Below are 11,519 nucleotides of genomic sequence, written 5' to 3' on the forward strand. Positions count from 1 at the left end.
GCTCTATATTACGGCGGTCGTACTGAATTAGCGTTAGAAGATATGACAGCTCACTACGAGCAAGATCCACAAGACCCATTTCGAGTACTTTGGTTGTCGCTTATAGAAAGTGAGATTGATGAAAAGGCGGCGTTAGAAAACCTAAAGACAAGAAGCAAAAATCATAACGATGAATGGGGATGGGTATTAGTTGGGATTACGCTCGGGGAAATCAACGAAGAGTCTGCCGTTCAAGTTATAATGGAAAGTACACAAAATAATAGAATGATGGCTGAGCGTTTAACTGAAGCGTATTTTTACTTAGGTAAACGATATGAAGCTGAAGGTAACGTTAAAAGAGCCCTTTGCGTCTACAAACTCGCGATTTCTTTAAATGTATTTGATTATGTTGAACACAGTTACTCTTTTATCGAATTGGATAGAATCTTTAAAGAGTATAAAGCTGCTCGCCAAGCGCAGGCAACCGGGCAAAACTTTGTTAATGTACGTAACTAGTTAAATTGGTCAGCAACAGAGATATAGATTAACTGTTTATCCCCCTCATAACTAAAAGGTGAATAACTCGCGTATAGGCAAGTCGTTCACCTTTTGATATCAATGTAACTCATGTTCCAGCAGGGTCAACCAGCCAAAGTTAAATGGTCAATTACTCTATTTTTCCATTACCTTGCTTCTGACTAGTCGCTGCCTTTTTCAATCGATGTGTAGTGATAATCGACATCGACAATTGCTCTGTATTCGATGTTGTCACGTGACACGATATTCTCCTCGATTTTCACTCGAGCATTATCCAATGTCATACTTCCGCTAACTACATCACTGTTCGTTTTATTGAGTTTCCATCGCAACTCACTGTCACTTGCTGTCTCAAGTGATTCATACATATTAAAGCCCGCATCCATAGCATCTTGTTTAGAGCTGAAAGATTCTGTGACCATAGTAGAGTTGCTGTGTATGGTATTACGAGAAGCTGCGGTAACGCTAAACGCAACGAGTAAACCACACGCTATAGCTATTAATTTCTTCATAGTACTTCCTTACACGATATATACCGTTCAAGATGACGATGAGTTTAATCTACGAACTTGCCATCATTTGATGAACGTTCTATTACTGATTTTTCCTTATCTAACTATTCTGTTAGTCAAAATAAGCATCAACTTAATGTGATATATGACGCACATGCGCCTTGTAACTACTCTATAAAACTAGCATTAAATAGACGCAAATCAAGATTTGAGAGTTTCGATTTGCATATGAAGAATATCTAAACTAGCAGGAAAAATTATATGATTTTATGAAATTTTTTCGAGACTAGAAATTATTCATTAGTTATTAAATACTTGGCGCGAATTAAATGTGAATACGTCTTGACGTACGTTATATCGATACTCATTTCGGGGCCAAAAATAACGATGGGTATTTGGAAGTAAATAGGAAAGCTGCCTGATACAGACTTGGGGTATGTAGGGTTTTTGACGTACAAAATAAGTCTAAAACAGGTAATAGGGAGTGCGATGTTTTCCAACTTGTCTGAGGAAATAAAAATGCCAACTGATTTATTCAGTTGGCACCTTAATAAAAGCTTTAGCGATGGAGAGAACTATGCTTCTTTGCTTTCAACAGTACTTTCAGCATCAGTGTTAGATTCTACAGTTTGGCCTGCGCTTTGAGCTTCTTCAGCTTCCATTTTTACGCGGTCAGCTTTAGAAATATAGCGAGGCTTGTTACTTTTATGCAGCTTAGAGTTCGCCTTTTTTTGCTTCTTTTTTAGAATATCATTAATTTTTTTCTTACGGTTCATTGCTGCATAGCCTTGTAAATGATTAAGGTCGTGGAGGATAATCATTTTAGCTGTAGAACTCAATGTTTGAGTGGTACTCAATAAGGAAAATATCAATATGAAGGAAGTCGAAACAACGCGCTTACGCTTAAGAATGGTTGAACAATCGGATGCGGTATTTATACAAGCTCTGTATGCCAGTGAAGACTTCCATCGTTATATCGGAAATAAGGATATAACCTCATCAGAGAAAGCTGCTCTCTACATAGAAGATAACTTTCTGAAAATGCATAAAGAGAAGGGTGTGTGCTTATTGATCGTTGAAAAGTTAGATTCATCCGTGCCGATTGGTGTATGTGGGCTTATAAAAAGAGATACCTTAGAGTCTCACGATATTGGCTATGGTTTTTTGCCTTCGGAATATGGCAAGGGATACGCTTTTGAAGCGTCAATGGCGATTTTAGAGCAAGCGAGACATAACCCTGATATCGATCATTTAGTTGCAATTACGACTTCTGATAACATTCGCAGTATCGCACTACTCGAAAAGTTGGGCTTTAGATTCCAGAGAGTAGAAGAGGCTTTATCAGATAACGTTAATTTGAATCTGTATGGTTTGGATATAGGAAGTGACTCATGTTTAAACACAATGACATTCTAATCGGAGAACTTGCGACCGAGTATAAAACGGTGATAGCAATGGTCCATATCTATTGCGCAGATCATCATGGAACGAAGGAACTGTGTAACGATTGTCGTGAGTTATTGGAATACGCCGAGACTAAATTAGATCGTTGTCCATATGGGCAAGCAAAGCCGACTTGCAACAAGTGCCCAATTTATTGCTATAAACCTGAGCCAAAAGAGCAGATGCGTTTAGTAATGAGATATGCAGGGCCGCGTATGCTCCCTAAACATCCCATTTTAGCGATTCGTCACCTGATCCATGAAAGGCGAGCCATTCCCGAAAAGCCAATTAAACACGCGTCTAATCGCCATCAGAGGACGAGTAAATAGCGGGATAGATTCGTCGCAAGCTTAACCATGTTGTTCAATCAGGCTATGAATGATCTTTGATGCTCTTAAGGCGTAGGTTCAAAGAGTCGGGCTCAAGCAAGTGAATACTGCCACGCTCTAAGCCAATCTCACCTTGTTGCTCCAAATACTTCAGTACTTCATTTAAACGCGGGCGAGAAATACCGCTGATCTGACTCAGTTGGCGTTGCGAGATGTCGATTTTTATTATGCTTCCCTGAACCGAGGGTAGGTGACGGGATATTTCTAATAGCGAAAATATGACTCTTGATTGCTTATCATATAACGAGCAGATCTGAGCTTGAAGCCAATCTTTTTGAGTTTCTAAACTGCTGAAATAAAGCCATTTATACACTTCGAAATCGGACTGTGCGAGCTTATCTATTTTGTCTTTTGGGAAATAAACAAGGCTAAGAGGAAGTAACTCATCCACCACCGCGCTGTGGGAGATATCTGAAGACATCATGCTAGCGCCCATCCAAGAGTTTTTACCGATCAAATTGGCATTCATAGTGTTGGTGTTTTCAGAAGAAAAGCTAACCGATAGCATGCCTTGAGCGATATAAAAAACACCACCGACTTTGTTGTGTGTACGATCTGGCAGAGCATTTAATACTATCGCAGTGTCCAGTAACTTTTGCTTAAGTTCGTCACTGATCTCACAAGGCCATTGAATGTCGAAAGGCAAGTTCTTCACTATAAATCTCTTCTGATTTTAAGGAAGCTAAGTGTAGCTTGAACTCTTTCGTAGTTACAGCATGCTAAGAGCCCAAATGATGGGCTATTAATCAGTTAAGACGCACTCAATTCACACTTTGGAGACTTGATGAAGTGCTTCTTACACAGCGCGATGAAGTCATTGTTGTTTTTAGGTCTTGCCAAATAGAACCCTTGTAAAACATCACAGCCCAATAGAGCAAGCTGGCGCGCTTGATCTTTGGTTTCGACGCCTTCTGCAACCACCCTTAATTCAAGACTTTTTGCTAACGCGATGACGCAGCGGATTGCTGAAAGATGTTTGTTGTTTATCAACATTTGCCCGACAAAAAATTGATCGATTTTTAGCTCGGTAAATGGGCTTGAAATAAGCTGAGTAAGAGAAGAGTGGCCAGTGCCAAAATCATCAATAGATATCTGCACGCCGCGCATACGAAGCCTGCTAGTGTTTTCGAGTGAACGAGCCAAATCACTGGCAAGTTCGGTCTCTGTTACTTCTAATGTAAGCTTGTGTGGAGGAAAACGTACTTCGTCGATGATTTGTAATACACGGTCGGCAAAATCAGGTTTGCCTAAATCTGACGGAGTAACATTTACCGATATATTAAGAGGTAATCCACTACTGTGCCAATTCGCCGCCGTTTCTACGGACTTTCGTAAAACCTGGCAGGTGAGTTGATAACTTAACCCCATAAAGAGTAGCTTTTCTAGGAAGTGGTTTGGCGTAAGTGTTCCGTGCTGCTTATGGTTCCAACGAATAAGCGCTTCTGCTCCTATAAGTTTGCCATTACGAGCATCAAAGTGAGCCTGAAAAAAAGGTTCGAACTCATCGTGACAAAGCGCATTTCGGATCTCTTTTTCCGAAACGTCGAAATGCTTTTGTGCAGTCTTACATGCTGCTGATTTACTTTGAATTAGAGAGCTAAGTAATCCCGAAACTTGATTTCTATTTAATGGCTTAACTAGGTTCGTCACATTCTCTAAGCCGTAAGACTTAGACATTTCAACTACTGCACTTTGTACATCGATGGCAGTACTGCTGGTAAACACCAGTGTCACCTGAATACTTTTGGAAGCTAAAATTCGAGCGAACTCTACGCCATCCATTTCTGGCATGTAAAGGTCGCAAAAAATCACGTCAGGTCGTTGTTTTTCGAGTGCTAATAACCCTTCTTTACCATTAGTCGCAGTAACGATTTGCGCATTAGACATTGAAGACAGCATCGAATGTAAGATCTTACATTGAAAAGCGTCGTCTTCAATAATCAGTATGTTTTCAATATCCATATCTACGATACTTCTTTAGGGCGAACCATTAGGTCTTTGTAATCGAGTTGAGAAGCTAGAATTTTGCTTTGTGCTGCAAACTCTTTACTCAATAGGAAAGGGTTGTCATGCATTTGATCTTTACATCGGATCGCTAAATGCAGGACATCACGCTTGCTCCAGTTATGCGGCCAAGCTCGGGTTAAAACCCCAAGTAACAACTTTGGAATGTCAGCATCTGTGTATTGAGTGTCCATTGCACGTGCAAGCAATGTGGATGCTTTCTCAAAGTTCTTTTGCTCGATGAGTTGTAAAGCATCTTGCTTTAACTTCATTGAGCTTTCGCGCATTCTTTGTACTTTACTACGCCACTGAGAAAGGTAGGCGAGCATGGCTTTATCTTCAGTAGTGAAAGGTGCTTTGGTGAGCTCCATATTGATCAATTCGCTGAGGCGTTGAAACTCTCCTTGCTTACCAAGTAAGAGATAGACGCGAGACAGCTCAATACTTTCCAAAAGGGACGCTTCATGGTTTTCAAGCGAATCAATATGGCTAAGGTATTCGTTTAAAAGCGCTCGACCTTTCATGATGTCGCTTTTCAAGATATTGCCACGAGCGAATATCAGTAGTTCAACTGTCTTATATTGAGCTCGCGGGAATTTTGAACGCCAGTTTTCAGCCCATTTACCGAGAGTTGAAAGGTTTGCCATACGTTTTTCTCGTGGCGAGAACTGAGCCTGGTCTAGCACAAGTTGCGCACCAAGTTGGTACATGCTGAGTTCTTCACGAAATGAGTGTCTTGATTCGAGGATCATCGTCTTCGCACTGATGATTGAGTTCGACAAATCAAACAGCGCCATATTTAAAAACGTTTTCAGCTTGTGACGAGGGATAACCTTAGGGGAAATGGCTATCGCTCGGTCAATGTCTTCACGAGCATTACTAAATTCAATTTGTGCGACGTGTAATTCAGCACTCAAATTCGCCGCTTCTGCCGCGTGGAAAGGGTCTTTCTGTAATGGCTTGAGAAGAAAATGTCCTTGTTTGTATTGGCGTTGTTTAAGCGCAATACGAGCGAGATCAAGAACGACTTTGCCATTCTCTGAGCTGCCTTGTAGGTTGATCAGTACGTTTCGCGCTTCATCGAGTTGATTTAACTCGATTAAAGATTCTGCTTTGATGCGTTGGCTTAATGAGATGATGTCATCTTCTTGATAGAAAGTTTCATCTATCATAGTGATGGCTTCTTGGTACTTACCTTTAGCAAAGGTAGTCAATAGTTCAGATAACACCTGTTTCTTTCGCATGAAGCCAGGTAGGCGCTCTTTAAGCGTCGAATAGTTTAATGGTTTAAGTAGGTAGCCGTCTGGGTTCAGTTCCATAAACCCACGAACTACTTCGGCAGTTGCATCACCCGTTACAATAATGTTGATGCAGTCAGCTGCGAGTAAACCTCGAGTTTTAAGCTCATCGATAAGCTGATATCCATTCGCTTTCTGCCCTAAATTATAATCGAAAAATATCATCCCATATTCATTCGTGCGGCAACGCGCTAGTGCTTCGTGAGCATCTTGCGCAAAGTGGAGCATGTCTGGTTGGTAACCGAGCTTTTGCAACATTCCTTTTGCAGCGGTTCGGTACATTGAACTGTCATCAACAATCAGTACCGGTCGTGATTTCTCAATATGTTTAAATGGCATCGTATGGGATTCACTATAATCTGGAACGTCGCCATTATTTACAATTTATATACAGAAGTCTGTTCCTTAAAGAACAGAAAATAGAGAAATTAACAATTATACTGAATGTAATTCTGATAAAGGTGAGTTTATAAATAGCAAATGAGAAGTGAATTTATTTATAGGGCTTTTGGTGCCTTAGCTTTAACGTTGTGTCTGTTACTCTCTGCTAGTCAAATAAAGGCACAAGAAGTAGAGCCAGTGGTAAAAACAATCTTCACTTCTATAGAAACTGAGCAATTTTTAGAATCGACACAGGCCGAGACGCTGGTGGTTGGTATACCTAAAATGAACCTTCGGAATTCCTTTCATAGAGAACAAAATGATGTCGCTAAGCTACGCGAGTTTTTGGGACATTACTGGAAGGAATGGGGTGAAAAGTATGGGTATAAAATTGTTATAAAATTAGCGCCTTATCAGGATTTATATTCAAGTCTCATTAACGAAGAGATTGATATCCTTGCTGTCTCAACATACAACCCAAGCCTCATTAACTGGGTTCACTACAGCTCACCTTATGTTGAAGCTGAAACTATTTTATTGCGCCGCATTGGTGAACATATTAAAGGTGGTGGCGTAGGCCTTGATTTCCCACCTTCAATTCTTCCGGTCGATTTCAATTCAAAAAATGAAATTCAAGTTCATACCAACAACAGCCTCAAAGTTTTAGATAAAGCCGATAGCCTTAATTACATTTACTCCTGGTCAAAACGACCAATCCTAGAAGGGCTTTCAGATTCCAAGCAATTGGAAAATTTTGCTATCGAAGAACAATCAGGGTCGGGGATTGCTGTTCGAGCAATGACCCGAATCAATGATGAAGATCTTATGCTGGCAGTCAATCGCGGGATTCGTGAATTTTCGACACAGCGTGTTTCCGAGTTGTGGGAGGCTTCGAGTAAAGGTACTCAATCTAGTTTTAGGCCTTTGATTGGTAGTTATCTTGATAATTTAACGGAAGAGCAACTTCAATTATTAGTTCCAAAACCTGTTGTTAGTTACGCTTATATCGTCGACGGTGAAGAGCCTTACTTCATTACGGAAGATTTCTTCATTGAAGGCTACATTATTGATGTGATGCGTAGCTTGAGTAAAAAACTAGGTGTGACGTTTGAAGCGAAACCTTACCACTCGTTTCAAGATGCAATGGATGCTGTGAAAAACCGAGAGGTAGATATCTTCCCAGGTGTTTACAGAACCGACCAGCGTCTAGCCAGTTTAGATTTCACGCGAGATATCGACCGCTCCGAACTCGCGATAACCAGTGAAGAAGATTACTACAACCTTTCACAGTTGAAAKGTAAGCGACTCGCGTTAGTAAGAGGCCATTATGAAAATGAACTTCTTGCTGAGCTGTTACCTGTAAACCCAATCATTTACTTGGATACAGCAGAAGAAGCGATGCGAGCCGTTGCAGCTGGTAGAGCCGATGCTTATGTAGGGAAACTTCTCAACAGCGCTTATTTGCTGAATAAGCATCGGTTATTCACGCTTAACCTCCATAAAACAGATGATATTGACGCTGAATTTTGGCCTCGACTTGCGTTACCAAACACTGAAGATGATTGGGTAATGTTACTGAATGTTGGTATCTATTCTTTAGGCGAGGAGTTTCAACAAAACCTCCAAGTTAAGTGGAAAGAACACATCGTTTTCAGTCAGGAGTCAGAAAGACTAAAAGAGCTTTACCAAAAAATCATCGCGGCTAGTGCCTTGCTGCTGATGTTTTTAATGCTTTGTTTCATGTTCTATCGTCATCAACTGACGAAAAGAAAAGAGATTCAAGCAACGCTAGAAAAAGCGTTGAAAGAAGCCGAACAAGCGAAAAAGGAAGCGGAAGAGATGACACTCGCTAAATCCGACTTCCTTGCACGTATGAGTCATGAAATCCGTACGCCGATGAACGGTGTACTGGGTATGGCAGAAGCATTGTCCTTCACTAAGTTAGATGCTGATCAAGCTGATCTTCTGCAAACCTTGAATGGATCTGCACGAAACCTAATGGCTTTGCTTAATGATGTTTTGGATTTCTCTAAAATGGACGCTGGCAAGCTGACATTGGAGAAAGTGCATTGCGAATTAGGTTCATTAATGACCAGTGTTGTCGGGAACTTTAAACACAAGGCAACGGCGAAAGAGCTAGGTTTGAACAGCCGTATGGATGCGCAGCTGAATAAAGCGTACCTGTGTGATTCAACCCGCTTGATGCAAGTCTTGAATAACTTAGTCTCTAACTCGGTGAAGTTTACGCAAGATGGTTTTGTTGAATTAAGCGCTCAGCTTGTCGCTGCCGACTATAAACAAGCAGAAAATGGCTTGTCATATGACTTGATTGGTTTTCAAGTGCGAGACAGTGGTATCGGTATTGCTAAAGACAAAATGGGCTCGCTGTTTGACCCGTTTGTACAAGCAGATGGTGACATTACTCGTCGATTTGGTGGTACAGGCCTAGGCTTAAGTATTTGTAGTGAGATTGTTCATGAAATGGGTGGAACAATCCGTGTTTCTTCGGTAATTGGTCACGGGAGCTTGTTCAGCATTACTTTGCCAGTTGCTGTGGGTGATAGCGAAAGCGCTGCGAAACAAGACTCGTCTGTAAATGAAGTTATTCAGGTAAATCAACTTGATAGACTTAATGTTTTATTTGCGGAAGACAATGAAGTAAACCGTAAAGTTATTGGTGGGCAATTAAAGCGACTCGGCGTGAGTTTCGATGTCGCTGAAAATGGGCGCATCGCGTATGAAAAGTACAAAGCAGACCAAAGTTACGATGTTATTTTATCAGACTGCCATATGCCAGAAATGGATGGATTCACGCTGGCTTCTAAGATTGTGTCCGAATTCTCTAATGATAAGCCGACGTTAATTGCGATTACGGCTGATGCGCTGAGTGGTGCCGCTAAACGTTGTATCGCTGCGGGTTTTGACGACTATATTTCAAAACCTTGCCCGTTAGATATTCTCGAGAAAAAGTTGCTGAATGTAGCAAGCCTTCATCATGCCGCGAATTCTGATTTTGATGGTAACGAGAATGCGTTGGCCGACTGGTTGGAAGAAAACACTGTTAATAATGAGACTACGGAATCAGACGTCGAAAGTTTGCAAGCTATTGAAGCTCAGCAGGAATTAACGAATGAGCTAGATTGGTTAATGGAACACAGTGAAGAACTTCACGTAGCAGAAATTAATGATCTCGAACGTACGCAAGATATAGACAATGAAAAGCTGGACTGGGAAGAGCTAATCCAAGACCAAGACCAAGACCAAGACCAAGACCAAGACCAAGACCAAGACCAAGACCAAGACCAAGACCAAGAACCTAGCATTCAATTCAGCCTTGCGGATAAAGTGACTGAATTTGAAAATACCGTTGAATTCGAAGAAGTAACCGAATATCAAACCGGTGATTCGGAAGAGCAATGGCTTACATTAACGCCAACAGATCTTGAGGGGTTATCTGAAGCCGAATTATTTGAAAGGGAAATGGCGCAATTTGAATTAGCTGCAGCCCAAGCGAACATGTCAGATTTCGATCACTTAAGCGAGTTTAACGCCGTAAGCCCTGATGGGGTAGACACTGCGGTTGATGATCTATTTAACGTTGAAGATTCAGCTAAAGATAATCATCTTAAAGCGGATGAACCTAATATGTTTGATGATTTAGATTTATTCGGTTTGGATGCAGGTCAAGAATCAGAGTTACTAGCAAGCATTGATCATTCAGAACCTTCTTTAGGTGGAGAGCATCTTAACTTACCTGAGATGCAGAGCTTCTCACCAGAACATGTACTTGAGATGAGTGGTGACGATCAAGAAATTGCTTTAGATATCCTCGAAACATTTTTGAAGAACTATCTGATTGATATCGAGGAGCTTGAAGCTGTTGGTATGCTTCAAGATGCGCCAAAAATAAAAGATACAGCACATAGAATAAAAGGCAGTGCTTTATATTTAGGTAATGATCCAATTTCTTCAGTAGCGAAATCAATAGAAAAGAACGCGGCTAACAACAATTTGAAGTTTAGCCACCAGAGGATTGAGTTTGTGGTAATGGCACTCGCTCAATTGGGTAGTGAAATCGGAGTTTACTGTCAAGAGTTACGTGTATCGTGATTAGTGTAGTCTCAATCAAAACCTCATTACGAAATTCAGTCGTCGTTAACTGTCTTCTGGTCATTTGTATTTCGAGTGCTGCTATTTTTTCAGCTATTGAACTTGAACGAGATCACTGGAAGACAAAGCAGATTGAAGATTATAAAGACCTTGCAGTAGCTCTGATAAAAACAGAGTTTTATTMATTAAAAGAGTTCTCTACTACACTTGCTCGCGAACCTGAGCTCTACGATGCTGTATATAGTCGTCAATTAGATGATATTAAAAGCGTCGTGAACTCACGAACCGTTAAGTACCACGGTGCTGACACATTGATTGTTCAAGGGCTAGACGGAAGAATTATCTATTCGGCGACCAGTGTTGAACAAAGGTTTTTGAGTGATTTACGCAAGTTACATGAACCGTTTTCTCAAAAGCCATTCTCTTTACTGCCTGGAATTGGGATCGACTTTATCGAAGGTCGAATCTTTATGTTTTCCAGTTCAGTTGTGGTCGGCAAAGCAGGTCAAAAACCCGTAGGTATGGTGACGTTACTGAAAGAAATCGATAATCCGATGTTAGAGAAAATCAGTAACCATCTTGGAAAAGAGTTTAATTTTCACTATACATCAGCAGGTATGCGATTAACTCAGATTGATTACAATCAGGACTACAGTATCGACCTGTATGAAACGATAGATAAGCAAGATGGCTTTGAAGCTGTATACCAAATGACAATGGCAGACGGTCGTCTGCAGCCTGCTAACTTCTTGATCAAATTTGATGATTCAGAATACAAAGCTAATGGAAATCCTTATTTTGTTATCGGGATAGTCGGAATATTTGTATTCTTTATCACGCTATTCGTATGGATAGTCCTTTTAAAC

9 protein-coding genes and 1 pseudogene are annotated in these 11,519 nt (G+C 40.8%); 5 read left to right on the plus strand and 5 right to left on the minus strand.

Annotated features, from left to right (window positions below; translation table 11 throughout):
- Positions 1-495 (plus strand): annotated as a pseudogene (locus tag L4C33_RS14975) (lipoprotein NlpI); the annotation flags it as partial.
- Between the two features lie 182 nt (positions 496-677).
- Here L4C33_RS14975 and L4C33_RS14980 read toward each other — a convergent pair.
- Together L4C33_RS14980 and L4C33_RS14985 are read right to left on the minus strand one after the other, a co-directional pair.
- A complete protein-coding gene (locus L4C33_RS14980) occupies positions 678-1,028 on the minus strand; it encodes a DUF3316 domain-containing protein (RefSeq protein ID WP_428813224.1) in 351 nt (116 codons plus the stop codon).
- A 575-nt stretch (positions 1,029-1,603) separates the two neighbouring features.
- Positions 1,604-1,804 (minus strand): DUF2986 domain-containing protein, encoded by a 201-nt coding sequence (locus L4C33_RS14985; protein ID WP_428813232.1) that lies wholly within the window; start codon positions 1,802-1,804, stop codon positions 1,604-1,606.
- 97 nt (positions 1,805-1,901) lie between these two features.
- On the opposite strand from L4C33_RS14985, the gene L4C33_RS14990 reads away from it, so the two are divergent.
- Together L4C33_RS14990 and L4C33_RS14995 are read left to right on the plus strand one after the other, a co-directional pair.
- The gene (locus tag L4C33_RS14990) at positions 1,902-2,444 is read left to right on the plus strand and encodes a GNAT family N-acetyltransferase (protein ID WP_428813225.1); all 543 of its coding nucleotides are present in this window, start codon (positions 1,902-1,904) and stop codon (positions 2,442-2,444) included.
- Positions 2,420-2,800: a nitrous oxide-stimulated promoter family protein gene (locus tag L4C33_RS14995; RefSeq protein ID WP_428813226.1), complete on the plus strand. Its 381-nt coding sequence runs from the start codon at positions 2,420-2,422 to the stop codon at positions 2,798-2,800. The genes L4C33_RS14990 and L4C33_RS14995 overlap by 25 nt, the downstream gene beginning before the upstream one ends.
- Before the next feature lie 43 nt (positions 2,801-2,843).
- On the opposite strand, the gene L4C33_RS15000 is transcribed toward L4C33_RS14995, so the two are convergent.
- From L4C33_RS15000 to L4C33_RS15010, 3 genes are all read right to left on the minus strand, one after another.
- Positions 2,844-3,515 carry a Crp/Fnr family transcriptional regulator gene (locus L4C33_RS15000; RefSeq protein ID WP_428813227.1) on the minus strand — a complete coding sequence of 224 codons (672 nt, stop codon included), beginning with the start codon at positions 3,513-3,515 and terminating at the stop codon, positions 2,844-2,846.
- A gap of 95 nt (positions 3,516-3,610) precedes the next feature.
- Positions 3,611-4,822, minus strand: a complete 1,212-nt coding sequence (locus L4C33_RS15005; protein ID WP_428813228.1) for an EAL domain-containing response regulator — start codon at positions 4,820-4,822, stop codon at positions 3,611-3,613.
- A gap of 2 nt (positions 4,823-4,824) precedes the next feature.
- A complete protein-coding gene (locus L4C33_RS15010; RefSeq protein WP_428813229.1) occupies positions 4,825-6,501 on the minus strand; it encodes a response regulator in 1,677 nt (558 codons plus the stop codon).
- Between the two features lie 240 nt (positions 6,502-6,741).
- On the opposite strand from L4C33_RS15010, the gene L4C33_RS15015 reads away from it, so the two are divergent.
- Positions 6,742-10,653 (plus strand): ATP-binding protein, encoded by a 3,912-nt coding sequence (locus L4C33_RS15015; protein ID WP_428813230.1) that lies wholly within the window; start codon positions 6,742-6,744, stop codon positions 10,651-10,653.
- Positions 10,650-11,519 (plus strand): CHASE4 domain-containing protein (locus L4C33_RS15020; protein ID WP_428813231.1); only part of this gene is annotated, 870 nt, incomplete at its 3' end. The genes L4C33_RS15015 and L4C33_RS15020, both read left to right, overlap by 4 nt.

Source organism: Vibrio makurazakiensis, assembly GCF_050337375.1.
GTDB classification, from domain to species: domain Bacteria; phylum Pseudomonadota; class Gammaproteobacteria; order Enterobacterales; family Vibrionaceae; genus Vibrio; species Vibrio makurazakiensis.